This is a genomic window from Kineococcus deserti (assembly GCF_050871945.1).
Taxonomy (GTDB): domain Bacteria; phylum Actinomycetota; class Actinomycetes; order Actinomycetales; family Kineococcaceae; genus Kineococcus.
Map to the genome: position 1 here is coordinate 1 of NZ_JBJLSI010000040.1, position 24,143 is coordinate 24,143.

Here is a 24,143-nt window from a genome sequence, read left to right on the forward strand (position 1 = left end):
GGGCGTGGGCCCTCCACAGGGCGTGGGGCCTTCGCGGGGCGTGGGCCCTCCACAGGGCGTGGGCCCTTCGCGGGGCGTGGGCCCTCCACAGGGCGTGGGGCCTTCGCGGGGCGTGGGCCCTCCACAGGGCGTGGGCCCTTCGCGGGGCGTGGGCCCTCCACAGGGCGTGGGGCCTTCGCGCGGCGTGCGCGCTCCTCGCGGCGTGCGCGCTCCTCGCGGCGTGCGCGCTCCTCGTCGGTCTCTGGGCCGCTCATGGGCTCATCGTCGAGGCGCTTGTTCATACCGAGCAACCTGTTCGGCGCAATCAGATCACCGGCCGTCGCCCATAGCCCTGTTCACGCGGACAGTGGTCGACCACCGTGGTGCCGTCTTTGTCGGCAGCCCTCAGCGCGAGCGTCTGGAGAAGGCGGTCACCACTTCAGCTCGTCGTCTTCGTCCCGGTCGTCCAGAGCCGCACCTACAACGGGCGGGCGGCCGGTGGGTCCCCACCGAGCCACGTCGCCGGGCCAAAGATGCAGCCGGGGTGGGGCGGGCAGGGTCGAAAGGTCGGTGGTGACGTCAGCGATGGGAAGCCAGACCTTGTACCCGCTGCCGCCGATGCGGGGGGCATTCAGCACGACCTCGTCGGGGTGGTGGAAGCGGACCTCGACGGCCTTCGACGTCCAGGCGTAGGCGATGCCTCGCGCGCGGCCGGTGTACCCGTCTCGGAAGCGGGCGGTCACGACTACCTGCGGCCGGCCTGCGGCGGCTGGCACCACGACGTCAGGGCCCCGGTCCTGCCACGGAGCGGAGTTGGCCAGGTAGGTGTGCAGGTCGAACGGCACTGAGTCAGCGTACGGGGCGGCGGTCCTGCTGCGGCCGGCTGCGGCCATCACCGCGAGGCTCGCAGCGGCGTGATCGGGAAGCGGTCACGCAGACTGCGGCACGCCGCGTCCAGCTCGACCTCAGCCTGTGCCTGGCGTCGTTCACGGGCGCGGCGCAGGTCGACGACCAGGTCCTTGACGGTGTCCGGCATCGGCTGGGCCAGCGCGGCCTCCAGGGCCTCGCGGGCCCGCCGGTCACGGATCGCTTCGAGGCGGTCGGCGCGTCGTTCGACGTCGCTGAACACCCGCTCCAGGCCGTTCAGGCTCACGAGGATGCCCCACGGCCGCAGCCGCCACACCAGGACGGCCACCGGATCTGCCGGGGCTTCGGCCTGGATGTGCTGGGTCCCGTCCACGCCGAAGCGGAGCGCGTGCAGGACCTGCTCGGGGGTGGCCCCGGCCAGCCCGGCTACTCGGATCGCGTGGGTCAGCCCGGTGGGCCTGACGCCCAGCAGGGCCTGCAGGTATGGGGCTTGCTGATCCTCGCTCAGTCGGCGGGCTCGTCGACGCACTGCGGCCGACAGCCGTCCAGCCCCTCCGCGATGACTCCCGGGCACTTCCCGGCGAAGCCGTCCGGTGGCGGTCGTCAGCGGTGCCTCGATGTGCTTGTGGGGGTTAGGGGGTTGGTTTGAAAGTCTCTCTCTACTAACAGTTCTCTCCTCTTCGAGGAGAGAAACGTGGGGGGTGCGGTTTTTGCGCACAGGGCGCTGGAGGGGTCGAGCACCGTGGGCGATGGCGCTCTGGTGACGTTCGTAGTGGGCGGCCACCCGCGTCCCCGTCGCCCTGTGGCAGGGCGTCCCGGGGGCGACGTGGCAGCGCGGGCAGTGCACCGTCAGGACGGCCTCGCGGCCCGTCCAGGTCCTCGCGGCCCGCGACGGGGTCGTGGCCCGCGACGACGAAGGGGCCGGGGTTGGACGCCGACGAGGGCGGCGGGAGCGTCGCCTGACCTCGATCTCCTCGGCGGTCTGGCGACGGGTCGGCAGATAAACCGCCGAGCGGTTGCCCTCGACAGTCGAGGAGGCAGGGCGGGTCGCGGCGGTGGAGCCGGCCTCGGCCCGGAACAGCAGAGCGCGGTCCTGCAGCCAGGCCAGCCAGTGGGCGACAGTCCGGCGAGACCGGCCGGTGCGCTTGACCAGGACGGCCCACGTCGGTGCGGTGGTCCCGTCCTTGTCCTGGCGGACGTCGGCAGCCAGTGCCCAGACCAGGGCCTGGAGGGTGCGCAGCGCGTCGGCGCGCAGGCAAGCGACGTCGGGGTGGACCTCGACGGCTTGCACCCAGGCGGGAGCAGGCAGGGGCACCAGCCCTGCGCGGGCGGCGCGTAGGCTCGCCGGCGCAGGGGTCTGCGAAGCTCGCTGGCGCCGCCGGGAGGTGCGGGTACGGCGCAGCGACGGGGCGGCCACTACGAGTGGCCTTCACCCGCCTGGGGGTGGTCTCTTCGTGGCGTCGCTCGACGCCTCACCGTGCGCGTGCTTACTCTGGTCACGACCGCTCTCCGAACTAGGTCTTCGGGGGGTGGACCACTCACGAACTTGCCTTCGCGGGTGGCCGGGCCTCGTTGGGATTGCCGTCCCGACGGGGCCCTTGCTTGTGTCCGGTCTGATCGCTGCGTCGGCTGGGTGCAGTTCCGACACGCTGTCCATCGCCAGCGCGCAGAGCTGCGGCCCGTCGCAGTGCTCAGGTACCGTGGTTGTCGTGCCGCTGGGTAGGCGGCACGACAAGGGCAGGACCCGCAGCGCGGGGCCTGTGACTAGCGGGCCGGATGGTTGGCTGGACCTGGGACCGGGCCGCGATGACTCTGAGGGTCCTTCCGCCTGCAAGCGGGAGGACCCTCGTCGTTTAGGCGCTCTTCAACGGAAGCTCCTTCTGCTGAGGAAGCGAGGGCTCCACGAAGACCGGGCGGCCCTCGGCGTCAAGCTGCACCTGGTCCAGCAGCAGCTCCACGTAGGCGTTGAACGGCATGTTGAGCCGTCGACGTGCGGCCTGGGTCTTGTCCGCGACGGCGCGTCGTGCCGTCACGCGGGGCAGGGTCACGACGTCCTCGGTGAAGCGGCGTGCGCGGGGGCTGACCCCCTTCTCCCTGGGCATGTCTGTGATCCAACCCAAAAAAGGGTCGTTTGAGCAGCATCTGGCGCGGCGTGTCGCGCTCTCATCGAGGACGGTTTCCCATCCGTGCGGCTGGCCGGGGGAGTCCTCGCGTCCGACCCACGCCTCGCCCTCGCATCGATGGCGTGGCCGGTGCTCGATGTGGTGCTCGGCGGCCTGCAACGACGTCTCCATGTCGGGGGTCGACGCCTCGGCTAGCCAGCCGCACTCACACCAGGCGCGCCACCTCATCGGGACTCCCCGGCGGTGTGGGGCAGGGCCTCCAGGGTCTGCCCGCATCGTTCCAGCACCTCGCCGGCCAGGTGCTCGACGGCGCGGGCTTGGTACCAGCGCACCACGATCGTCTGGCGGATCGGATCGCGGTGCGGCAGCGTCAGCGCGACCTCCAGGTCCTGTTCGCTGACGCGCAGCTCCTTCATTGCCCGCGCGTGGGCGTCGAACGCGAGGTCGTAGTCCCACTCGACGCCTCGGCGCAGTTCCTCGTGCAGGTCCTCGTCGGGCATCGCTTCTCCTGGTGCGTGCGGAGCGCGCACGGGCCGTGCTGGTGCTCCTGCGTCGTGAGGCTGTGCACGGCCAGCGGGTGACTGGCGGTGAGCCGATGGGTGCTGGTGCGCTGCTGGCGGTGTGCAGCCGGACCGGTGGGTCTCGTCGTCCCCTTGTGGGCGGGGCCGGCCGTTGCGGAGCACGGCGCCGTCCACAAGGGGGCGAGGGGCAGCAAGGTCAGCGGGGGAGGTCGTCCAGGTCGATGAGGACTGGGGGGAGCGTGCGTGTCATCGGGCCTTGCCGCCTTCGACGTCCTGGGGCATGGCGCGGGCGATGGTGGCTGCGGCGGCGAGCCAGGCTCGCTGGGTGGCGGCGCGCAGTTCGCGCAGGCGCAGCGCCCCCTCGACCATGCCGGGGTCGTGGGGGATGGTGACCACCCGCTCGGGGGCCACCAGGTCCCGGTAGCCGGCCTCGATGGCGCGCAGGGCGTCGGGCTTGACGCTGCGGTCGGCCTGGGTGATGACCGCGACGGCGTCGCGGGCCAGCTGGGCGCCGTGGCCGCCGCGGTCGGTCAGGGAGTCCAGCAGCAGGGCGCCGGCCTCGGCGGTACCAGCCTGGGTCGTGGTGACCACGACGAGCTGGTCGGTGTGCTTGATCATCGCCCGCCACATCGGGTCCGACTCGTCGTTGCCGCTGTCCATGACGATCAGGCGGTAGAACTTCGAGACGATCCGGTGGACCTCGTCGACGTCGGGGCCCAGCACCCGGCGGTCGGAGGCCAGTCGGCGCGGCTGGGACCGCAGGACGTCGAACCGGTCGGCGCGCTGGTGGTGCAGGAACGCGGTGAGGTCGGCGGCTCGCGCCGACGGTCCGCCCAGCGGCCCGGTGTTCTCCAGGAGGTCGAGGATGGTGGCCTCGTGGTTGGCCTGTTCGGTGCGCCAGCCCAGCGTGCCGCGCAGGGGGTTGTTGTCCCATGCCAGCGTGGAACTGCCGTAGTGGGCGAAGACGGCGGCGAGCATGGCCGTGGTGGGCGTCTTACCGGCCCCGCCCTTGCCGTTGACGACGGCGATGGTGCGCGGTCCGGTCCACGTGGTGGCGGCGGCCGCCTCGTCGGCGCGGTAGGCGAGTTCGCGTTCGTCGGGCCGCAGGTGCGCGCCCATGAGGTTGAGGGCACCGCGCCAGCCTCGGGTGGCTGGCTGCGCGGCCGGGTCATGCTCGGGCAGGAAGGTCACCCGCCCGGTCAGGGTGCGGTTCACCGTCGCCTCGCTGGTCTGCGGCCGAGGCGGGGTCACGGCCTCAGGCGCGGTCGGCGACACCGGCTGTGCCTCTCGCCCAGCGGTGGGTATCTGCGGCCGCCGCAGTCGGAACCGACGCTCGGCGCGTTCCAGGTCGTCGGCGGGCTGGGAGATGGGCGGCGCCTTCGGCAGGTTCAGGGGCGGAAGGTCCGCCTGCTTCGGCCTGAGCAGGCGCCGCTTGCCGGCGCTGTCCGGGGCGGTTCCGGTGCGCTGGTCCAGGGCCGCGGCGGCGGTGCGCAGCCGCGAGCCGGCGCTTGGTCGCGGCGTCGTCGGGCGTGCCTGGGTCCTGGGAAGGTCCTCAACAGAGCCGGGGTCTTCCTCGCTGGCTGGGGCGTTGAGGACCGACTCGGGCGCGGGAGCCGACTGCGCGGGGACGTGCCCGTCACCGTCCCCATCCCCGTCGTTGCCGCCGTCGGTGACGGGCTCGTCGGCAGGCGGCGCCTGTGTCTCGGTCGCGCTCGATTCGGTCACGGTGAAGGTCCGCTCGATGCCGTCAGCGGCGAGCACGACGGTGAGCGGGGTGCTGCTGCGCTGGGCCAGCAGGCGGGCCTGCTTCATCGCCACCCGCTCGGCGGCCTGCACGTCGCGGCACTCCCAGACCTTGCTGGTGTCCGCGTCCGGTGCGTTCAGCGTGAGCATCACCTCGCCGTCGGGGTCGACGACGACCTCGAATCGGTGGGTGTTCGACGGTTCCAGGGTGGTCAGGTCGATGGTCATGGCGTCTCCTTCGAGGTCGTCGATCACAGCTGCGCGGACGTGGTTTCGGTGACGAGCCATCCGCCGTCGGGCGCGGGGGAGAGGGTTAGGTAGAGCACCTGCTCGGGGTAGGTGGTGGTGCTGGTCCAGCCGTCGGCGCCGTGGGCGGTGGTGGTCACCGTGACCTCACGGGCCGCCACGGTGGCGGTGTCGGGGTTGTCGACGGCGCTGAGGGCGACTGCTTGCGCGGTCGTCCAGCCGGCGTGGCCGGTCAGCTCGGCCCAGGCTGCGCCCCCGCCGCCCAGCGGGCCGCCGCTGGTCAGGGCCTCGGCTAGCTCGGGCGCGGCGAAGGTCGCGGAGCGGTGCTGGGCATCGACAGGGCTGGTGTCGGTAGTGGTGTCCATCTGCCAGCTGGCCTGGGCGAACTTCTCCGCGACGATGGACGGGTCGTCCTCGACGGTCCACGTCAGGGCCGGCAGGTGGGTGGTATCCGGTGTCCATCGCTGGATGACGGCCGGGGTTCCCGGCTGAGCGGCCTGGTCCGTTGCCGTTGCCGCTGGCGTCGAGGCCGGAGTGCTGGGCGCGGCCGTCGCGGTGCTGGTGCTGCGGGCCGGGGTGCTGGTGGGGACGTCGGCCTGTTCTGCCTGGTCGGTTTTGCCGGAGCAGCCGGTGGCGATGGTCAGTGCCAGCAGCGCCGCGACGGCGGCGGTGGTCTTGCTCATGGCAGCGGAACCCTCACAGCGAGCGAGTAGGAGGTGCGGGCGGTGGTGATGCGGGCTGATAGCCCGGTGCGGGGTTCCTCGATCATTTTTCCGTCGCCGACGTACATGGCGACGTGGTTGGCCGAGGCGATTCCGCCGTAGAACAGCAGGTCACCGGGTTGCAGGGGGCCGTTGACCTGGTACTGCTGGAGGGCGACGGCCTGGGCGCGGGCGGTGCGCGGCAGGGTGAGCTTGCCGCCGGTGCCCTGGTAGAAGCCGTACTGGACGAAGCTGGAGCAGTCCCAGCCGATCGTGTTCGCGCCCTGAGCGAAGCCGCGGGAGGGGCCGTTGACGGTGCCGCCACCCCAGCTGTAGGGCGTGCCCAGCCGGGCCTGCAGGGCGTCGATGACAGCGGCGTAGTCGCCGGTTCCGACGCTGGTGAGGGTCGCGCCGTACCCGGCGGCGATGGCCAGGATCTTCGGGGCGTAGGCCTGGGTCTCGGCGTAGGGCGGGACTCCGCCGTACCTGGCCACGGCTCCGGGGCCTGCGTTGTAGGCGGACAGGGCCAGGACCTGCACGTCGCCGGTGGCGCGGCCGGCCTCGACGAGGTCCCTCATCTGGGTCACCAGGGCGCACATGAACGCGGCCTGGGACTGGATGGCGTCGGCGGGGTCGAAGACGCTGGCCACGCCGTCGCCGTTAGCGTCCTGGCCCCAGGTCGCCCACGTTCCGGGCATGAACTGGGCGATGCCTTGGGCTCCGACCGGGGAGGTGGCGTTGGGGTTGAAGCCGGACTCCTGCTTGCCCTGGGCGGCCAGCAGGACTGCGGGCATCTCCGGGCACAGCGTTCCGGCCTGGTTGTAGAGCGGGATCAGGTTGGCGGGGACGCCGGACTGGGCGGTCAGGGTGCCGCCGATGCTGCCCTGTTCCTCGGTCGCGGCCTGGTTGATCATGGGCAGGAAGACGGCGATGGCGGCGATGACGGCGACCACGATGGCCGCGACGAGCACCACGGTGGAGGCCGAGACCCCGGTGAGGGCCGCCAAGGCTGCGGCCACGAAGCGCGTGACGGCGTTGACGGCGGCCGTCGTGGCACGGGCGGTGATCGAGCGGCCGGCCGCCAGGCCGGCGTCCTTGGCTGCGGTGGCGGTGCTGCGGGTGGCCAGGGCCTCGGCGGCACGGGCGCGCTGGCCCGCACCGACGATGCTGGTGGCGCGCAGGCTGCCGCCTAGAGGGCCGGCCTGGGCTGCCCGCTGTCCTTTGGTGGCGCTCTGGACAGGCTTGGCGCCCTTGAGGGTGCTGGTGCGCTCTGCGGTGCCGGGGCGCGTCTTACGTGCTCGCTCCTCGCGGAACCGCAGCGTGGGGGCCGCGCCCCGGGAGGTGCTGGTGGGGGCGGTCGAGCCTGGGTGTGAGGGCCGCCCCCACTTCTTCAGTTGGGAGGGGAGCCCTTTGGTCAGGCCCTGCAGGTCCTGGCTGGTCTGGTCGACGGAGTCGTCCTGACTCTGCAGCCGGTGGGCTGCGAGCTGTGCGCTGGTCACCGCAGCGCGCAGGGGCAGGACCTGCTGCGCGCGGTCGGCGGCGCTCAGCTCACCGAACTGGAGCGTCAGCTCCTCGGTGGTGCGCTGGGCGGGCACCTCACTGCTCCCCGAACTTGGTGGACAGCAGCTTGTAGAGGGGGCCGCTCTGGACCATCTGGTTGTCGAAGGGGATGTAGGCGTTGCCCGACTTCAGCAGTCCTGTGCCGGGCAGGACGCCCTGGAAGAACTCGCGCTGCGTCTCGGACATGCGCAGCATCTCCCGCAGCGTGTCGGCGTCGCCGGGGGCCTGGTTCAGCAGCAGCAGGAAGTCGGTGTTGCCGATCATGTAGCGCGCGACGTCGTTGTTCAGCAGCTCCTCGATGTTCTGGGTGATCCCGGTCATCATCAGACCCCACTTGCGGGCCACCTGGTAGAAGTTCAGGAAGTCTTGGGCGATGCCGTCGACGCGGAACATCATGTGGAACTCGTCGATGTAGAGCCAGGTCCGCCGTTGCTGGGCGCGGTTGGCGGTGACGCGTTGCCAGACCTGGTTGAGGATGATGCTCATGCCGATGACCTTCATCTCCGAGCTCAGCTGGGAGATGTCGTAGGTCGTCAGCCGGTTGTTCAGCTGCACGTTGGTCTGCTGGGCGAAGGCTCCCAGGGAGCCGTCGGTGTAGATGTCCAGGGCCGCGGCCAGCTCTCGGGCCACCGGGTCCTCCTGGCCGGCCAGGTCGTCGCGCAGGTCGGTCAGCGTCGGCATCGGCACGTTGTCCGGGTCGGCGGCGTAGGCGCGCAGCAGCCGGGCGGTGCTGCGGTCGATGCAGCCGTTCATGGTGCTGGACAGGCCGTCTGCGCCGCCGATCAGTGCTCCCACCAGGTGAAGCACGAAGGTGCACTTGGCGGTGATGGGGTTCTCGGCGGTGGTGTCGAGGTCGATGTCCAGGGCGTTGATGTGCGTGCTGCCGCCGGGGCTGACGCCGATGATCTGACCGTGCAGGGCCTGGGTCTCGACCAGGTACTCCCGCTCGGGGTCGATGATGATGATGTCGTCGTCGGTGTTGAGGTAGGTCCACAGGATCTCGGCCTTGGCGGCCTGGCTCTTGCCGTAGCCACTCATGCCCAGGAAGAAGCCGTTGCCGTTGGCGTTCGTCGTCCGGTCGGCCAGGATCGGGTTCCCGCTCTTGGTGTTGACCCCGTAGAAGCAGCCCGTGGGCTGCATGAGTTCCTGGATGGCGAACGGGTGCATCATCGCCACCACGGAGGTCGTCAGCGTCCGCTCCATCGGCAGGCGGCGGGCACCCAGCGGCAGCACCGTGCGCAGCCCGTCCAGGCACATCCACGACACCACCTCCCCGGTGCAGCTGTGCCCGCGCAGCTTGGTGGTCACCTTCTCCCTGAGCGCGTCGAGGGCTTCCTTGCTGGGAGCGCTGAGCCCGATGCACGTCTGGGTGGACCACAGGCGCTGGTTGCTGCCCTCCAGGTCTTTGCGCAGCTCCAGGGCGTCCTCGCGGGCCTTGGTCAGGACGTGGGGGATGAGGTCGAGGCTGTAGTTGGCCTTCTTGGCCTTCTTGACCTCGTCGAGGTACTGCATCTCCAGGTTGGCGATCTGCCCGTTGACCAGGTCCAGCCCTTCGGCGGCGTCGTAGCTGCGCAGGTGCGTGGTGATCACCAGGTCACCGCGCACGTCGGCCAGGTCGGCCACGACCCGGTCGCTGAGCCATGCCGGTAGGCGGCGCAGCCAGATCGTCGTGTGGAAGGTCTGGCGGCCATCGCTGGTCAAGACCAGGTGGTCGAGGTTGTCCTGCACCGTCCAGGGGGCGATCAGGTCGCGGCTGCTGGTCTTCTTGCCGGCCAGGTCCTGCTCGTCCCACTGGAAGGCGGCGCCGGGACGCACCAGGCCGCTCAGCAGCTCCAGTCGCTCGGCCCGCTCCAGCCGTCGCACCTCGCACCCGATGTTGCGCAGCACGGTCGCGGTCTCGTTGATGACGGCCGCCAGCCGTTGCTGGGCTGCGCCGGCGTCGGGCTCGTGGGTGAGGGTGAAGGTCAGGTAGCGGCCGGTCAGGACGTTGCCGCGGCTGGCCGAGAGCTTGTGACGAGTGTGCTTGTTGAACTCCTCGCGCCACTCGTCGTCGTCGTCGCCGGTCAGCTGCATCCGAGACATCCGACCGAAGGCGTCGGACTCGACCTGGGTGTTGACCACGGACTGCTGGACTTCGACGTTGGGGCTGAAGGAGTTCAGCCAGCGCGCCCACCGGTTGAGGATCTTCTCCTGGACCTCCTGGGGAGCGGCCGTGTAGGAGATGTCACCGATCTCGGCGGTGACCGACCACGACTCGTCTCCCAGCCAGGCCACCCCGTTGTCCAGCATCGCCTCGTAGGCCAGGACGCTCTGGGTGGAGCGGGGGGAGTGGCGGCGCTGTGGTTGGTCGTCGTTGCGTCGGCCCAGCCGCCACTTGCGCAGCTTGCCGAACCTACCGGCGGGGTGCACGGTGCCAGTGGAGCCCGATGCCTCGCTCGAGATCACGGACAGCGCGGCGGACTGCCCGCTTGCGGCCTCGGTCACGGCCAGCGCGTCCCGGGGCCTGACGTTCGTGGAACTCATAGCGGAGGACCTTCTTTCCTGCGTAACGCTGGTAGATGTAGGGAAAGAACTTTTCGGGTTTCAGTTCTCTCGGTCGCCACCATCCCCAGGCGGCGAAGGGAAGCATGATGATGAAATCGACGTAGACGATGGCCTCGCGCGCGTGGAACCACAGCAGCACCGAACTGAGAGCGAGAAGCGGAGCCGCCGCCAGTACCGAGATCATCTGCCGCCAGCTGAGACGGGCGATGACTTTTGCCTCGAAGGCTCGAATTTCGCCGTAGACCTTCATCTCCAAGGCCATGACTACCGGTCTCCGATGATCTTCTTGGAAAGGGTGGAGGCTCCGAAGATCACGCCCGCCAGCACGAGCGGCCCGACGAAGAACTGTCCGAGGTTGTTGACCACCAGGTCCATGACGTCGGAGTCGGCATTGATCTTCATTCCGTCAGACGCCCAGCTCGCCATGAGGGCCTGGTACATCTTCAACGAGATCAGCAGTACCGCCCCCTGGAATGCGGTCGACGCGTAGGACTTGACGTATCCGTAGGGAATGTCCTTCGTTTCCTCCATCCCCCAGAAGGCCACTGGCAGGGAGACGAAGCAGGTCATCACGTACAGCTGCAGGAAGCGCACGAAGATCAGCACGGTGGTCAGGGCCGAGACGATGGTGGCCAGCAGGAAGGGGATCAGCAGCAGGATGATCACGACGAGCTTGTCGCTGAGGCCCAGCGATCCGATCTGGTCAGAAAGCTCCTCTCCCACACGCGTTCCGGAGGAGCCGCCGCCGCCGAAGTTGACGTTGTTGGCGGCCACGGTCACCTCGCGGACGATCTCGTCGATGGCCTTGAGGATGTGGAGCGCGTTCTGTGTGATGGTGATGACGATGGCGATGCGGAACATCGCCGCGGCGATCATCCGGACTCCGAGCTGCTGGTCTCCCATGTCCATCCGGGTGGCGCCGGTCGAAATCGCCAGGACCGACACGATCGACAGGACCACCGCAGTGACGGGCAGAACGGCCGTTTCGTGCAGTGTGACCGCGGCCTGGTAGAGCGAGGAGTTGTACTGGTCAGGGCTGAGCAGCAGGTCCTTGCTGACGTTGCCGAAGCCTCCTTGAGTCAGGAGGTTCAGCATCGTGCGGATGATGCCGTCCATTCACAGCGCGATTTGGTTGAACAGCTGCGCCGCGGCGATGATCAGCCCGCCGCCGACGATCTGCCAGATGCCGGCCTGGCTCTGCGGGCCATTGTTGTCTTTGAGGCCGCCGGCAAGGACGATGACGCCCCAGACCAGCCACAGGCCGCCGCCGATGGTGGCGAACTTGACGATGAGATCGAGAACCGAGTCGAGCATTTCGTGACCCTCCAGTGGTTGCGGGGCCGATGACTGGCCCCTGCCTTACGGACATTAACAGTCGCTTGCGCTTGTTGCAAAGCGTAAGCGAGTGGCGCAAGAGGTAGAGTTCCCTCGTGTCTTCCCCTGCGCGTGAGTCGATCGACCCGGTCGACGTCTTGAACACCCTGAACGGTCGCCGCTTCGAGGTCTTCCGCGTCCTGGCCGCCTCCCCGGAGCCGCTGGCCGTCGTCGACCTGGCTCAGTTGCTTCCGCCTCAGGGCAGCGGGTCCTTGCACCGTGATCTAGCCGCGCTCGAAGGTGTTCACCTCGTCACCGGCTCCCCTCGCCCGGAGAAGCGGCAGCAGGGTCAGCGTGTGCTCTACAGCGCATCGTTCGCGCCGCTGCGCGAGGTCTTGACCTACTTCCTGCAGCGCCTCAGCTGACGGCCAGCCGCCGGCACGGGGCGTGGGCCAGCGACCCACGCCCCGCCTAGCTCAGCCGACGTCGCTGAACGCCTCGGCGTAGGCGGCAGCCGACTTCGGCATCCGCGTGTCGCCGAGCAGGGCCCAGTTGTTGTCGTCCTTGTCGATCTCGAAGATCGTCTCCGCGACGACCTGACCGGCTCCGGGGCCGGCGTGCTGGGCGAACTCCTCGTACATGCCCTCGATGAAGTCGGGCGAGTCGCCGTTCTTGGCGCTGCCGTTCCACTCCGGCAGGGCCATCGGCACGCCGGCGTCCTCGGCCTCCTGGCGGTGCGCTTCCAGGCCCTTCGGCCCGCCGCCGCCGTCGCGCTCGTTCAGGCCGGCCTCGAACTCTGCGGTGGTCGCGGCGTAGGGGTAGTGGTTGTAGTAGTCCACCCCATAGACGTCCAGGTCGCCCTTGACGATGAGGTCGGCGGAGTTGCCGTCGTAGCCGTTGCTCTCACGGTTCATCGTCAAGGTCAGCAGCGCCTGGGGCAGGATCTCCTTCTGCAGCTTGCGGTACCTCGACCACGCCGCGCGCATGTCGTCGGTCTCGCCGGCGGTGACCGACCACGCGAACCAGTTGCCGTTCAGCTCCCAGGCCAAGGACACGAACAGCTCCCCGTCACGCTCACCCCAGCCGTTCTTGATGTTGGTGAGCTGCTTCTTCCAGTTCGCGTCGTAGTCGCCGGCTGCGGCCTTGGCCCACGAGCCACCCTCCTCGAAGGGGGAGACCGACACGATCAGCGACTTGTTCCAGTTGGCCTGGCTGTACTCTCCGCCGTCCTGCAGCTGCGGGACGTCGATGCCGTTGGTGCCACCGTTGGCCCAGGTCGTGGCGACCTCGGCCTCGGCGCCGCGCAGCTTGGCGATGCCGTCCGGGTTGCCGGAGGCACCGGAGAGCCAGTCGCCGTCGGCTACGTCGGCGCGGGTGATGCCGCTCGACGAGCCCGACGACTCGGTCGACTCGGTGGAGTCATCGTCGGAGTCGTCGGAGTCGTCGCCGCCGCACTCCGACGCGGCGGCTGCGGCCTTCTGGCGCACCTCCTCGCTGAACGTGGGGGCCGCGGTGGGGCCGTCACTGACGGCGTAGTCCTCGGCCTGCCCACCCTCGTCAACGGCACTGGTGCTCGGGGTCACCACGCACATCTCGCCGCCCTCGGCGGCCTCGGTGTCGTCATCGCCGTCCGCACCCGGCGAGGTGGTGCTCGACGAAGGGGACGTGGTCGCCGTGGCCGTCGGAACGCTCTCGGCGTCCTCGTCCTTGGACTGCGCCTGGTCTTCGGCGCCGTCCGAGCTGGTCGAGGTCGCAGAGCTGGTCGACGTCGAGGAGTTGGCGGTGCTGGACGGGGAGGGCTCAGGCGTCGAGTCCTCCCCGCTCTCTGCGTCGGCTTCGTCGTCCGTCGTCTCCTCGGCACTGGAGTCCTCGTCCCCACCCAGCCCGATCTTGTCCAGGAGCTGACCCCAGACCATCGAGACCCAGCCCTGGTCGTCCGGGTCGGCCGCACGGGGAGCCTGCTCGGGCAGGAGGAAGACCGTCTGGGAGGTGTTGGTCGCCTCGACGGTGACGGTGGTCTCCCCGTCGGCCTGCGTCTGCTCCAGGTCGGCATCGGCGCTGGGCACCATCGCGCCGTCCTTGAGCGAGGCCGCGCCGGCGGCTACGGCCTCCCCTTCAACGGTCAAGGTCAGCTCCCGGGCCTTGGGGGTCGCCCCATCGCCGGAAGGCATCTGGAAGAAGGTCAGCATCGTGCCCCCGCCGGGGACCCCGGCGGTGAACAGGCGGGTGGAGTCGTCGCTGCCGGTGACCGACACGTCAAGCCAGTCGTTCGAGGTCGTCATCTTGGCCTCGTCGGTGCTTGCGGCCGAGGCGGTCAGCGGCTGCGCGGCCAGGAGGAAGCCGGTCATCGCTGCTGCGGCGGCGAGGGTCCGGCGGGATCGCGAGCGGGTGCTGTGCGGGGTGGGAGGTGTCACCACTGGCTCCTTCTGCTCAGATGGATGGACGCCCCCCGACGGCTGACGCGGCAACGACGTCCGCCGGGGGACGGTGAGCAGGTCTCAGGTGGCACGACGAGATGGGGTTGCAGCCCCACCCGTCGTGAGGAAGGCGCGACCGGTCGATGGATGCCGGTTGCGCTCTCCTGTCCCTCTGAGACCTAGGTGGTGGGCTGGAACCCCCGTTCTGGTCCACCACCGTCCACGAGCCGCACGCGACTCGTACGCCCTCACGCGTAGACAGGTCTACACATCAAGGCGTTGGAGACTGTACGTCATCTCCACACACTTGTGTGTGATCACGACAACGCGACCCCGGTAGCTGCAGCGAGTCCTAGGCTGTGGGCTCCCGTCGCACTCGACCCTGCTTGGAGGCTTCATGGCACCCGTGGACGATCGCGGGGTTTTTGCCGAACGCCTCGACAAGCTGTTCCAGGAGATTCTTCACCCTGACGGTCGACAATTCAGTTTGACCGAGGTTGCCGAAGGGACGGCCAAAGTCGGCCCCGTTGCCGTCACACAGCAACACCTTTCCCGATTGCGCAACGGCGCCAGTCGAAACCCGGGCCTGGAGCAAATCACCGCTATCGCACGCTTCTTTGGCATCAGCCCCAAATACTTCGTCGGCGACGACGAAGAGGTGGAGCGCATCCACGCCGAGTTCGACCTGCTACTGGCCATGCGCGACAAGGGCGTCAAGGACATCGCCCTACGCGCCTCCCGCATGGACACCGAGAGCATCCGGCTCCTGCGTAGCGCGATCGAGGGCCTGGAGTCCATCGAGACCCTGCGCGCCAAGAACCCCTACCGTCCCCGCTCTCGCACAAATACAGGTAATACCGACAGGGAGTCGCGGCAAGACTCGGACGAGTGATCGCCTTCACCGCAAGATCAACGGGATGGCTGCCTCACTCGCTGCCCGGTACTTGCGCATTGAATCAATGCTCCGCGGGGTGGGCCGTTTCACGATCTCGGCACAGCGTGTGCATACTCCCTGAGTCTTGCCAGACTCCAAGGAGACCCCCGCTCCATGATCCACGGCACGCTGCTTCACCCTCGCCGCTCCACGGTTGCCTCGACCGGTCAAGACCATGGTCTGCCGGCCAAGTCGCTGCGGCGTCGCCTGCACGACCGCCTGCTGCTGCTGCGTCTGCAGGCCCGCGACGTGCCGAACTGGTGGCGACACCGGCCGTTAGTTCAAGGCCTCGATCTGCCCGGGGACGCGACGCTGGCTGACCTGCTCGACCTCATGCAGGAGCGTCACCACCGTGAGGTCATCGTCCACCTGGTCCCTCGGTCACTGATCTGCACCAAGGCCGGCCGTGACGACGCGCGGGCGGCCTGGGTCGCCCTCGATGACCACGACCTCCTGCTCATCGACGAAGCATCGAACTTCGACACCCGTGAGCACGACGTTCTCCACGAGATCGCGCACATGCTCTTGAAGACCGACTGCGCCCTGCTGGCTCAGCGCCTCCACGGCTTCGACAGCGCAGCCCAGCAGCGGATCGTCAACGCACGCCCGATGGTCAAGGCTCGCGGTGACTGGTTGCTGGCTGAGGAGCGCGAGACCGAGCTGCTGGCCACGATGATGCGGCGCCGGTTGACTCCGACCAACCCGTCCAAGCCGTTCGAGGGCACGGCTCTGCTCGACGCGCGTCTTAAGCGGATGCTGGGGTGCGACACCGAGGCCAGCCCGGAGGCGGGCCGCGCGTGATCGTCAAGATCGCTTCTGACGTCGCCTTGGTCTTGTCGCTGTGGTTCATCGCCCGTGCGGTGTGGGCTGGGCGCCGTAACGGCACCGACGGGGAGAAGTCGCTGCGGATGCTCGTCATCATCGGCGCCGGCGCCCTTGCGCTGATGCTGAACATCAACGGCGTGGCCGCCGCGGTCACCGAGCACACCGGCTGGAACTGGCTGGCGGGCCTCGCCAAGCACCTCATCGCCTTGGTGAGCCTGGCCGGTGGCATCGCCGCCACCGAGGATCTGCGTCGTGCCCGCCCCCGCCACCGGCCCCCGAGCGCCCTTCGCCGGGTGCGCCGCTGCACGCCTCTGCTGGCTGCGGCGATGATCGGCTGCGTTGCTGTCTCCTCCGACCCCTACGCCACGGTCGCCATGACCGAGGGGCTGGGCGGCCCCGCCGGCCTCGTCTACTGGTCGTTGTTCCTGGCCTTCTTCTTCACCACCTGCGTTCCGTTCACGACGACCTGGCTGAACTTCCGCGCCCATCACCCCGAGCCCAGCGACCGACGCGCCGGCCTGAACTTCCTGGCTGTGGGCACCATCGCGGGCAGCGTCTACGCGGTGTGCAAGCTGGTCATGGTCGCTGACCTCGCCGGGGACTACCTGCCGCGGCTGGCCGATGCCGCGACCAACATCGCCGTCCTCGTCATCGCTGTTGCCATGTCCTACGGCTGCTGGCGCTCCCGCTTCACTCCGCAGCACGGCTGGTTCGCCACCCTCACCGCCGCCACCGCCGACCTGACCCGCGCCCGTCACCTGCGCCCGATCACTACCGCCCTGCGCAAGGCCGCCCCCAACGCCGGCGTCGGGTTGACCGTCCTGTCCCCCGACCTGGTCCTCAGCACCCGCGAGACCACCATGCGCGACGCCATCACCGATCTGCGGGACTGGATCGACCCCAGCGACGCCACCGCGGTCCGCGCCGCGCTGTCCCGGCTGCGCGACGATGACGCCCTGATCGCCGCCGCAGTCCTCGAACTCGCCCGTCGCCGTCGCTTGGACGGCGCCGCCCCGCTGCACTCCAGACACAGCACTCCACGCCACGACGACCGGGCCATGCTGCAGCGCCTGGCTTCGTCCTGGCCGGACGCGCTTGACCTAGCCGATGCCGCCGAGACCGATCAGACCGCCTCCGGTCTCAGCAGGCGTGCGAGCACCCCGTGAGCCGCCTGCCTCTGACCTCGGCCACCGTCGTCCCACCTACGACTCCTGCGGAGAGCGCCCTGTCCAGCAACACCGCCGCCGGTCTGACCTCCCGGTTGGCTCCTCTCGACCCACCTGACGGCTCTCGCCCCGATGCCTTGGCCCGGCTGGTCTCCGAGATCACCTCTCCCTCGCGCGTGATGGCCGTGGTGCAGACCCTCGTCGCCTTCGACTCCTGCACCACCACGCGCGGCGCGGTGGGGCTGGCGGCCTGGACAGCAGGCATGACGGCACTGGTGCCAGACCTGTTCGTACGCTGGGGCGCAGCCCGCGGCCGCTGGAGTGACCGTGACGTCAGCCAACGTCACCAGCGCACCGTGCCGATCCTGTTCGGCCTGACCTCGTGCGTGCTGGGTCTGACCGGCCTGCACTTCCTGGACGCACCCGACGCGATGACGGCCGCGGTGTGGGCGCCCATCGCCTCCGTGCCCGCCTTCTTGGCCGTCAACCACTTCTGGACCAAGCTCTCGATCCACGTCGGCTGCCTCGCCGGTGGAGTCGTCGTCACCACTGCGATGTACGGGCCGACGGCCCTCCTCGTAGGCGTCCCCGCTCTGGCCGCCACCGGCTGGTCACGCCGGAAACTGCGTCACCACACCCTCGGGCAGATGCTCCTGGGCGGCGTGATCGGCGGCAGCATCACCGCAGCCGTTTACCTAGGGCTTCGATGAAGCAGAACAGCTTGGCCGCGACGTAGCAGGCATCACGTCGGAACGCCGTCCGACTGCCACTGAGCCACGGTGGCGTTGCCGTTCGGCAGCGTTCCGTAGCGCAGCACCCCAGCCGCGGTGAAGTTCGACTCCTGGCCGGCAGCCCAACGCCCACCGAACCACTTGGTGATGCTGCGGTGCCCACCGATGGTCCAGCGCCGCTCCGGGTCGTCGGAGTGGTGCTGGAATCCGGTGCGACGATGCCAGATCCCCCGCGTGTTGGTGTAGAAGACGGTTCGTTGGTCCTTGCTGTGGTTGACGATGTCGACACCCCAGCGGACCTGCCATGCGGTGCGGCCCAGGACGTCGTCCCTGCCCGTCGAGATGACGCGCAGGGCTGCGGCGTAGCTGATGGCTCCGTGCTGGACTCGCGTCTCGTCGAGAACGGTGGTCAGGACCGTCCCGACGGGCGGGGGGTAGGCGGCGGCGGCGTCGGCGAACACCAGCCCCGCGGTGCCGGTGAGGCCGGTGGTGGTGAGCGCGGTGAGTGCCTGTCGACGGTTCATGTCTGACGCCTCTCTGCGTGAACAGCGGCCCACGAGGAGGCCGCTTCTAGATGGACGCCGTGGTGGCTTTCACGGTTCCAGACCCGCGCCCTGGGGTCGGAGTTCGCGCTGTGGCGGGCGCCGATGAGCGGCCTCACATGCGGACGCCCCCGCCGGCTGCGGCAGCAGTGGTGGGGGCGTGTGCGCTGGTGTCACTTCGAGGCGACGCGGTCGCCGGTGTAGATCGGAAGCTTGCGCGACCGGAAGGGTCGGCAGCCCCGCAGGAAGTACAGGCACTCATCGTCAGGGAGCCGGCCGATCTCGTCGGGGGTCATCAGCTCACGCTTGACGTTGCGCAGGCTCCGAGACCAGGACCCCTGCGAGCCCTTGCTCTGGCTGGTCTCCTCGACCTTGATCGTCTCGCTGCCCAGGCGTTTGGACAGGTACTCGGCGGTCTCGGTCTCGTTGCCGCCGAGGAACAGCAGGCTGTCGCAGTTGCCCAGGACGGTCTGCCAGTCGTCCTTGTGCAGGCTCTTGAGCTGGGCGAGGTTCTGCACGATCACGACGGCGTTCATCCCTCGGCTGCGGATCGTGGAGATCAGCCGTACGAAGTTGGGGATCTGGCCGATGTTGGCGTACTCGTCCAGCCAGCACTGGATGGGCACCGGCAGGGCGCCGCCGGGTGAGTGGTCGGCCAGGTAGACGTTCGTGGTGAACACGGCCTGCCAGAACATCGCCGCGATGAAGTGGAAGGCCCCGTGGGTGTCCGGCAGCAGGCAGAAGACCGCACCCTTGGTGGCCCCGAGCTGATCCAGGGCCAGGGTGTCGTCGCTCATCAGTCGGCGGATCTCGGGGATGTCCAGGACCGACAGGCGCACGCCCAGGCTGATGATGACGCCCTTCTTCGTCTCCCCGGCGCCCTGCTGGAAGATGCGGTACTGGTCGACGGTGAAGCGCAGACCGTCGCGGGTCCGCTCCGACTCCGCGGCGCTCAGGCCGGGGACGGGCTGCCAATCTTCGAGGAGCTGACGGACCAGCTTCATCTTGTCGTCGACCTCGGAGGTGAAGTCGTCGTTGCGTTCGGCGGCCTCGAGCTGCTTGGCCAGGTCGACGACGTGCACCAGCGACGGCGGCTCCTCGGCGTCGTCGTGCATGAAGTAGACGTAGGCGACCAGGCTCGTCAGCAGAGCTTGCTCGGCCCGTTCCCAGAAGGCGTCGGCCCCGTGCGGCTTCTTGCCGGTGGTGTTGTTGACGATGCCCTCGGCCAGCTGGGCGATGCTCACCGCCGGCTGCTCAGGGTCAATGTACTCCAGCGGGTTGAACCCTCCGCTGCGGCGGGGATCGACGAGGTTGAGGCAGCGGACGTCGTAGCCCTGCGCCTCCAGCTTCTCGCCGGCCTCACGGTAGATCTCGCCCTTGGGGTCGGTGATCGCCATGCTGGCCCCGGTGTTGGCCAGGACGTTGGGCAGCACGAACGCGCGGGTCTTGGCCGCCCCGGAGCCACCGATGGCGGTCACGTTGAGGTTGCGGCGGGTGCGCTGGGCGTTCAGGGACAGCGTCTCGGTGACGGTGAACTGCAGCCCTTCCTCGTCCTTGCGGGGGCGGAAGGGCGCCATGTCGCGCCGGCTGCCCCAGGCCGCGGAGCCGTGCTCTTCCCCGATGCGCTGGGTCTGGCGGCCCGCGCGCCGATAGGCGATGGCCAGCAGGACCACCAGCAGTGCGGCGACCCCGCCCACCACGTCGGGCCAGTGCAGGGACAGCGACCAGCGCTGGGTGAACTCGTGGGCCAGGGCGTCGCTGATGCCGCGCAGCTTGTCCAGGGAAGTCCCCGGGCCCTGCCAGACCTCACGCACGGCACGGGTGGCCTTGCCGCCGGCCGCGATGATGAGCAGGGCGCCGATAGCGGGCAGCGCGTTGCGTTGGGCGGTCATCGGCGCGGGCTGCCCAGGTCCAGGCCGCGGCCCGGCTTCTCCGTGGCTAGGTCGACAACGTCGCCCTTTGGCAGGGTTCGGGCCCGCTCGTTCAGCGCGGAGCGAGCGATCGAGCGCGCATCGCCCAGGCTGGCCGCCCGCATCCGCGTGGGCAGGACTGCTGACGCTTCGTCGGCACGGACGGGCCCGACCCCGACGGCGCGTTGCAGGAGCTGCACCGGGTCCTCGCCTCGGGCCGCGGCCGTGGTCAACTCCCTCACCAGCTCGGTCCGGTCCACGGAGAGCAGCATTTGCCGTGTCTCGAGCGGCAGCTTGGTCGCCTCGACGATGTCGGGATAGTTCCAGTGCATCTGCGCTTCGGGCGACCATGTGCTGAGAGCAGGGAGACCCTCTCGACCCGGGTCCGAACGCTGCGGCTCTGGCGTCGGCGCCGCTTCATCGGATCGTTCCTGCACCAGCTTCGGGGCCGCCTCGTCGATCGCGTTGTCCACCCGCCAAGCCAGCACCGCCGCCACGGATCGCGAGGTGAACGTCTCGCGTTGGCGCACCACCGAGCCGAGGACTGCGGCCGGCTCCAGACCGGCATCCTCCGCGGCAGCCAGGCTCTTCGCCAACACCGGCCAACCGCTATCGGTCAGGACTGCCTCGGCCACGGCGGCCGGCAGTGCCTCGCGGGCGGCGGCGGCGTAGCGCTCCGACGAGGCGGCCAGGTTGCTTAGCCCGTAGCCGCGGTCGGGACTCTCGACTGAGCCGGGCGTGCGGGCTTGCTGCTGCTGTTTGGCTTCACCCGGGATGGTCGAAGTGCGTTCTGGCGCTGCCTCGTCACTCGATGCGCCGCTGCGGCCTGCGCGGCGATCGGCGCGGGCTTGGGCCGCTTCGAGCTGACGGGCCAGAGTCTGCTCGGCCCGGCGCATGGCCGTGTCCAGCTGGGTGGCGTTGCCAGCTCCGATGTGGACGCGGGTGCCTTCGGCGTCGCGGGTGATGGCGAACGTCACCCCGTAGCGGTTCAGCTCCTTCTGCACCAGCTTCGCGATGCGGGGGTCGGTCAGGTTGACACTCTCGCGTTGTCCTCGCGTGGCCTGCTCCAGCTGGGCGGGGGTCATCCGACGACCCGGGCGCGGCTCCCTGTGAGCGCTGATGAGCTTGTCTGAGACGAACTGACGCATCTCGACCCAGGTCTTCTGTGCCAGGTGTGCGGTCACGGTGATGCTGCGCCGGCTGATCTCCATGACCATCCGGCGGGCTTCGTCCTCGTGCGTTTCGACCGTCATCGTCGACCCCTCTCCCGTCCGTTCTCGTTACCGTCGGTCGGCTTCCTCGTGCGTTGGGGGGCTGCGTCGTGCTCGCGTAGCCAGGCCATGCGTTCTCCCAACGTCATGTGCTCCCACGTCGCCGGTCGCTCCTGCTGCTCCTGCTGCTTGGCGGCCTCGGCCCGCGAGCGGTCGACGTCGTGTTCCTCCTTTCCGACGGTGACGCTCTCTTGCCGTGCGTCCTCGGTGCGGCGGTCGAGCTGCTGGGTCAGCTCGTTGGCGTCTCGAGGTGAGAGGCCGACGCCGACGAGGTCGTTGGACTGCAGGCCGCGCAGTCGCTCCTTGAGCGACATGTCGCGCAGCAGGCTCTCGCTCTCGCGTTCGACGGTCACTGCCCAGGACGCCAGCGACGCCGCGCTCCGGCTCAGGTCGTTGACGTCGTGCTGCGCGGCCGACAGGCGCACTCTCAGGTCGGCGGCCTCGGGACCGTTCTTGTCCGTGAGGTTGTCCAGGGCGACGGCGAAGGTCTGGACCGACTGCTGCGCCTTGTCGATCTCGGAATGGAGCTGGACTGCCTGGCTGACGGCCTGTCGAGCGGTGACCACTCCGTACCGGGCGCGGACGTTCAGGACGCTTTCCTGGTCGTGCAGGCGGGTCATCTTCGCTTGCGCTTGGCGGCCGCGTCGGACCGCAACTGCACTCTCGGGCTGCTGGTATGTCTTCAACAGGTCACGGGCCGGCGGGGCGAACGCGCCGTACAGAGCGCGGGTAGGGACCTGCGCGCTGATCTGTCCGCGGCGGTCAAGGATGGCCTGGCGTCCTTCGGCGGGCAGGTAGACGCGCAGGGTGCGGCCGTGCTCGACGACCTGCGATTGGTCGACGTTGACGCGCCGCTGACCACCACTACCGGGCAACTTCAACGTCAGTACGCCGTCCTTCTGCGCCGCGATCAGGCTGCGGTCGGCGTCGAAGCGCAGCAACTTGACCTGACCCAGGCGGGCCATGAGTACGTCTTCGGTGTAGCCCACTCCCAGGCGCACGTCGCGCACGGCGCGGCTCATCTCGAAGCCCTTGAACGTGACGTGACGCTTCTGGCTGCGCCCGACTTCGATGCCCTGGGCGTTCAGGGCGGTCTCGAACTCGCGCCAGGACTTCGCGTTGCCCACGGCGTTGTCGATGGCCAGCTTCACAAGGTCGGTGGCCGACTTCCCGCGGGCTCGCGCGTAGCGCTGGCCCAGCGTCTCGCCCAGGGATCGTTCCTCGCGGGCCGGGATGATGCTGAGGTTCTGCGCCCGGCACAGGTCGTCGCTGATCCCGCGGTACCGCGCCAGGGTGTCACGCTGGACGCGGATCTTGTGGCCGTCGACGTGGCTGTAGGCGTTGACGAGGATGTGGTTGTGGACGTGGCCCTTGTCCAGGTGGGTCGCCACGGTGTACTCGAACCGACCGCCCACGATCTGCTCGGCGAGCTGCACACCAATGTCGTGAGCCTGCGCCGGTGAGCTGATCTCGCCGGGCTTGAACGACTGCACGATGTGGTGCGCCAGGACGTCGCCTTGGCGGCCTGCGCCGGTGCGCTTGGCGCGCGACTTCTCCCACGAGACAGCGGTGGCTTGCCAGTCGGCAGGGTCGAGGACAGCGGCGTTGGTGGAGACCAAACGGCCGTCGTCGGTGGCGTCGCTACGGACGATGTACTTGATCGACAACGCCGGCGTCTTCTTGATCTGGTGCATCTTCACGTAGGCCACGACGTCACCGGCTCTCGTCGATGGCTTGGCTGATGAGCCGCTGGACTTCTTGCATAAGCCGGCGGGCTTGCAGGGCTTCGGCGGCCGAGACGGACTGCTCGGCGTTCACGCGCCGGGCGATCTGGTTGAGGTTGTTGCCGATGCGCGACAGCTCAGTGCGCAGCGGTTCAGGGTCGAAGGTGACGTGGCGAACGCGCAGGTCGCCGTCGATAAGCACGCGGCGGGCGAAGGCGCTGAACGAGCGGGAACCAGCGAGCTTCATGCGTTGCTGGATGCGCGCGAGTTCGTCGTCGGTCAGGCGCAAGGTCTTGATGTTCTTGCGCTCACCGCGGGGCGTCGTCACGGGACTCAGCCACCTCCATTAACGGGTTTGGGCGTAGCCCATAGTAGCGGACGACCCCAGCCGTACGCAGCAAATGTATTACATTTGCTATGCTTGCTTCTGGTCACGGCGCACCCATGCGTCGCGCTGCGGTCGGGTGCGACATGGGGTCAGACAACCACCCTCGCAACCCTGGCCAGCGAAGCTGGCTCGGGTAGGCTCAGGACATGGCGACGACCGAGATCAACAGCGTGAAGCTCCTGCTCGACCAGGAGGAGGCGGCCCTGGCGCGCAAGAAGGAAGCAGTGAAGGCTACGGGCACCTCGCTGGAGGCTCTGCGACGCTCCATCGCTGCCGCGACCGAGGCGCTGGGCACCCTGCGCGAGCTGGGCTTCTCCCAGCGGGACGTGACCACGGCCTTCAGCCTGACGCGGGAGGAGACCGCGTTGCTGACGCCGCGCCGAACGCGGCGGTCTTCAGCGGCGGGAGACGACTCCGACGCCAGCCTCGACAGCGCCACTGGTGACGGCGCTGCCCCGGCCTCGACGACGGGCAGCAGCTCCGCGGCCTGAGACCATCGCGCTGGTCATGCCGTCAACGGCGACGGCGAGCAGCCACGACAGTCCACCCAAGGTCACACGCAAGATCAAAACGGCCAGGCGCACCGACCACAGCGCGACCCGCACGGCCATGTTGACGACGAACATCACGGCGGCAG

23 protein-coding genes are annotated in these 24,143 nt (G+C 69.2%); 6 read left to right on the forward strand and 17 right to left on the reverse strand.

What is annotated here, in order from left to right:
- Nucleotides 1-410 precede the first annotated feature (410 nt).
- The 11 genes from ACRYR2_RS21925 to ACRYR2_RS21975 all read right to left on the reverse strand — a co-directional run bounded on the left by ACRYR2_RS21925 (nucleotide 411) and on the right by ACRYR2_RS21975 (nucleotide 11,598).
- The gene (locus ACRYR2_RS21925; protein WP_432565016.1) at nucleotides 411-824 is read right to left on the reverse strand and encodes a hypothetical protein; all 414 of its coding nucleotides are present in this window, start codon (nucleotides 822-824) and stop codon (nucleotides 411-413) included.
- A 47-nt stretch (nucleotides 825-871) separates the two neighbouring features.
- Nucleotides 872-1,375, reverse strand: coding sequence for a hypothetical protein (locus ACRYR2_RS21930; RefSeq protein WP_432565017.1), 504 nt, complete (start codon nucleotides 1,373-1,375; stop codon nucleotides 872-874).
- A gap of 1,324 nt (nucleotides 1,376-2,699) precedes the next feature.
- Nucleotides 2,700-2,948 carry a hypothetical protein gene (locus ACRYR2_RS21935; protein ID WP_432565018.1) on the reverse strand — a complete coding sequence of 83 codons (249 nt, stop codon included), beginning with the start codon at nucleotides 2,946-2,948 and terminating at the stop codon, nucleotides 2,700-2,702.
- Nucleotides 2,949-3,193: 245 nt separating this feature from the next.
- Nucleotides 3,194-3,469 (reverse strand): hypothetical protein, encoded by a 276-nt coding sequence (locus ACRYR2_RS21940; RefSeq protein WP_432565019.1) that lies wholly within the window; start codon nucleotides 3,467-3,469, stop codon nucleotides 3,194-3,196.
- A 267-nt stretch (nucleotides 3,470-3,736) separates the two neighbouring features.
- Complete coding sequence (locus tag ACRYR2_RS21945) at nucleotides 3,737-5,461, reverse strand: MinD/ParA family ATP-binding protein (protein ID WP_432565020.1); 1,725 nt, start codon at nucleotides 5,459-5,461, stop codon at nucleotides 3,737-3,739.
- 23 nt (nucleotides 5,462-5,484) lie between these two features.
- Nucleotides 5,485-6,162: a hypothetical protein gene (locus tag ACRYR2_RS21950; protein ID WP_432565021.1), complete on the reverse strand. Its 678-nt coding sequence runs from the start codon at nucleotides 6,160-6,162 to the stop codon at nucleotides 5,485-5,487.
- On the reverse strand, nucleotides 6,159-7,775 hold the full coding sequence (locus ACRYR2_RS21955; RefSeq protein WP_432565022.1) for an NlpC/P60 family protein: 1,617 nt from the start codon (nucleotides 7,773-7,775) through the stop codon (nucleotides 6,159-6,161). Before ACRYR2_RS21955 ends, ACRYR2_RS21950 begins: the two co-directional genes overlap by 4 nt.
- 1 nt (nucleotide 7,776) lies before the next feature.
- Nucleotides 7,777-10,149, reverse strand: coding sequence for a VirB4-like conjugal transfer ATPase, CD1110 family (locus tag ACRYR2_RS21960; protein ID WP_432565023.1), 2,373 nt, complete (start codon nucleotides 10,147-10,149; stop codon nucleotides 7,777-7,779).
- On the reverse strand, nucleotides 10,133-10,546 hold the full coding sequence (locus ACRYR2_RS21965; protein ID WP_432565024.1) for a PrgI family protein: 414 nt from the start codon (nucleotides 10,544-10,546) through the stop codon (nucleotides 10,133-10,135). The genes ACRYR2_RS21960 and ACRYR2_RS21965 overlap by 17 nt, the downstream gene beginning before the upstream one ends.
- Before the next feature lie 2 nt (nucleotides 10,547-10,548).
- Nucleotides 10,549-11,400: a type IV secretion system protein gene (locus ACRYR2_RS21970; protein ID WP_432565025.1), complete on the reverse strand. Its 852-nt coding sequence runs from the start codon at nucleotides 11,398-11,400 to the stop codon at nucleotides 10,549-10,551.
- The gene (locus tag ACRYR2_RS21975) at nucleotides 11,401-11,598 is read right to left on the reverse strand and encodes a hypothetical protein (protein ID WP_432565026.1); all 198 of its coding nucleotides are present in this window, start codon (nucleotides 11,596-11,598) and stop codon (nucleotides 11,401-11,403) included.
- A gap of 116 nt (nucleotides 11,599-11,714) precedes the next feature.
- Here ACRYR2_RS21975 and ACRYR2_RS21980 point away from each other — a divergent pair, with 116 nt between their 5' ends.
- Nucleotides 11,715-12,023 (forward strand): hypothetical protein, encoded by a 309-nt coding sequence (locus tag ACRYR2_RS21980; RefSeq protein ID WP_432565027.1) that lies wholly within the window; start codon nucleotides 11,715-11,717, stop codon nucleotides 12,021-12,023.
- Between the two features lie 51 nt (nucleotides 12,024-12,074).
- Here ACRYR2_RS21980 and ACRYR2_RS21985 read toward each other — a convergent pair whose 3' ends face one another.
- Nucleotides 12,075-14,012 (reverse strand): glycoside hydrolase family 26 protein, encoded by a 1,938-nt coding sequence (locus ACRYR2_RS21985; protein WP_432565028.1) that lies wholly within the window; start codon nucleotides 14,010-14,012, stop codon nucleotides 12,075-12,077.
- 400 nt (nucleotides 14,013-14,412) lie between these two features.
- Between ACRYR2_RS21985 and ACRYR2_RS21990 the strand changes: the two genes are divergently transcribed.
- The 4 genes from ACRYR2_RS21990 to ACRYR2_RS22005 all read left to right on the forward strand — a co-directional run bounded on the left by ACRYR2_RS21990 (nucleotide 14,413) and on the right by ACRYR2_RS22005 (nucleotide 17,650).
- Entirely contained in the window at nucleotides 14,413-14,907 is a 495-nt protein-coding gene (locus tag ACRYR2_RS21990) for a helix-turn-helix domain-containing protein (RefSeq protein ID WP_432565029.1), read from the forward strand.
- A gap of 156 nt (nucleotides 14,908-15,063) precedes the next feature.
- Nucleotides 15,064-15,750 carry a hypothetical protein gene (locus ACRYR2_RS21995; RefSeq protein ID WP_432565030.1) on the forward strand — a complete coding sequence of 229 codons (687 nt, stop codon included), beginning with the start codon at nucleotides 15,064-15,066 and terminating at the stop codon, nucleotides 15,748-15,750.
- Nucleotides 15,747-16,940, forward strand: a complete 1,194-nt coding sequence (locus ACRYR2_RS22000; RefSeq protein WP_432565031.1) for a DUF6545 domain-containing protein — start codon at nucleotides 15,747-15,749, stop codon at nucleotides 16,938-16,940. Before ACRYR2_RS21995 ends, ACRYR2_RS22000 begins: the two co-directional genes overlap by 4 nt.
- Nucleotides 16,941-17,128: 188 nt before the next feature.
- Complete coding sequence (locus ACRYR2_RS22005) at nucleotides 17,129-17,650, forward strand: hypothetical protein (RefSeq protein WP_432565032.1); 522 nt, start codon at nucleotides 17,129-17,131, stop codon at nucleotides 17,648-17,650.
- Nucleotides 17,651-17,682: 32 nt separating this feature from the next.
- Here the strand turns inward: ACRYR2_RS22005 and ACRYR2_RS22010 are convergent, their stop codons facing one another.
- The 5 genes from ACRYR2_RS22010 to ACRYR2_RS22030 form a co-directional block, all read right to left on the reverse strand.
- Nucleotides 17,683-18,195 carry a hypothetical protein gene (locus tag ACRYR2_RS22010; protein WP_432565033.1) on the reverse strand — a complete coding sequence of 171 codons (513 nt, stop codon included), beginning with the start codon at nucleotides 18,193-18,195 and terminating at the stop codon, nucleotides 17,683-17,685.
- 191 nt (nucleotides 18,196-18,386) lie between these two features.
- The gene (locus tag ACRYR2_RS22015) at nucleotides 18,387-20,105 is read right to left on the reverse strand and encodes a VirD4-like conjugal transfer protein, CD1115 family (RefSeq protein ID WP_432565034.1); all 1,719 of its coding nucleotides are present in this window, start codon (nucleotides 20,103-20,105) and stop codon (nucleotides 18,387-18,389) included.
- Complete coding sequence (locus tag ACRYR2_RS22020) at nucleotides 20,102-21,376, reverse strand: hypothetical protein (RefSeq protein ID WP_432565035.1); 1,275 nt, start codon at nucleotides 21,374-21,376, stop codon at nucleotides 20,102-20,104. Before ACRYR2_RS22020 ends, ACRYR2_RS22015 begins: the two co-directional genes overlap by 4 nt.
- Nucleotides 21,373-23,103, reverse strand: coding sequence for a relaxase/mobilization nuclease domain-containing protein (locus tag ACRYR2_RS22025; protein ID WP_432565036.1), 1,731 nt, complete (start codon nucleotides 23,101-23,103; stop codon nucleotides 21,373-21,375). Before ACRYR2_RS22025 ends, ACRYR2_RS22020 begins: the two co-directional genes overlap by 4 nt.
- A gap of 4 nt (nucleotides 23,104-23,107) precedes the next feature.
- Entirely contained in the window at nucleotides 23,108-23,446 is a 339-nt protein-coding gene (locus tag ACRYR2_RS22030) for a MobC family plasmid mobilization relaxosome protein (RefSeq protein ID WP_432565037.1), read from the reverse strand.
- A 206-nt stretch (nucleotides 23,447-23,652) separates the two neighbouring features.
- Between ACRYR2_RS22030 and ACRYR2_RS22035 the strand changes: the two genes are divergently transcribed.
- Nucleotides 23,653-23,997, forward strand: coding sequence for a hypothetical protein (locus ACRYR2_RS22035; RefSeq protein ID WP_432565038.1), 345 nt, complete (start codon nucleotides 23,653-23,655; stop codon nucleotides 23,995-23,997).
- Nucleotides 23,998-24,143 lie beyond the last annotated feature (146 nt).

Excerpts from the sequence above, each read along its gene's own strand:
- ACRYR2_RS21935 (WP_432565018.1), bottom strand. The coding sequence starts at position 2,948 with ATGCCCAGGGAGAAGGGGGTCAGCCCCCGCGCACGCCGCTTCACCGAG.
- ACRYR2_RS21940 (WP_432565019.1), bottom strand. The coding sequence starts at position 3,469 with ATGCCCGACGAGGACCTGCACGAGGAACTGCGCCGAGGCGTCGAGTGG.
- ACRYR2_RS21945 (WP_432565020.1), bottom strand. The coding sequence starts at position 5,461 with ATGACCATCGACCTGACCACCCTGGAACCGTCGAACACCCACCGATTC.
- ACRYR2_RS21950 (WP_432565021.1), bottom strand. The coding sequence starts at position 6,162 with ATGAGCAAGACCACCGCCGCCGTCGCGGCGCTGCTGGCACTGACCATC.
- ACRYR2_RS21965 (WP_432565024.1), bottom strand. The coding sequence starts at position 10,546 with ATGGCCTTGGAGATGAAGGTCTACGGCGAAATTCGAGCCTTCGAGGCA.
- ACRYR2_RS21970 (WP_432565025.1), bottom strand. The coding sequence starts at position 11,400 with ATGGACGGCATCATCCGCACGATGCTGAACCTCCTGACTCAAGGAGGC.
- ACRYR2_RS21975 (WP_432565026.1), bottom strand. The coding sequence starts at position 11,598 with ATGCTCGACTCGGTTCTCGATCTCATCGTCAAGTTCGCCACCATCGGC.
- ACRYR2_RS21990 (WP_432565029.1), top strand. The coding sequence starts at position 14,413 with ATGGCACCCGTGGACGATCGCGGGGTTTTTGCCGAACGCCTCGACAAG.
- ACRYR2_RS21995 (WP_432565030.1), top strand. The coding sequence starts at position 15,064 with ATGATCCACGGCACGCTGCTTCACCCTCGCCGCTCCACGGTTGCCTCG.
- ACRYR2_RS22010 (WP_432565033.1), bottom strand. The coding sequence starts at position 18,195 with ATGAACCGTCGACAGGCACTCACCGCGCTCACCACCACCGGCCTCACC.
- ACRYR2_RS22015 (WP_432565034.1), bottom strand. The coding sequence starts at position 20,105 with ATGACCGCCCAACGCAACGCGCTGCCCGCTATCGGCGCCCTGCTCATC.
- ACRYR2_RS22020 (WP_432565035.1), bottom strand. The coding sequence starts at position 21,376 with ATGACGGTCGAAACGCACGAGGACGAAGCCCGCCGGATGGTCATGGAG.
- ACRYR2_RS22035 (WP_432565038.1), top strand. The coding sequence starts at position 23,653 with ATGGCGACGACCGAGATCAACAGCGTGAAGCTCCTGCTCGACCAGGAG.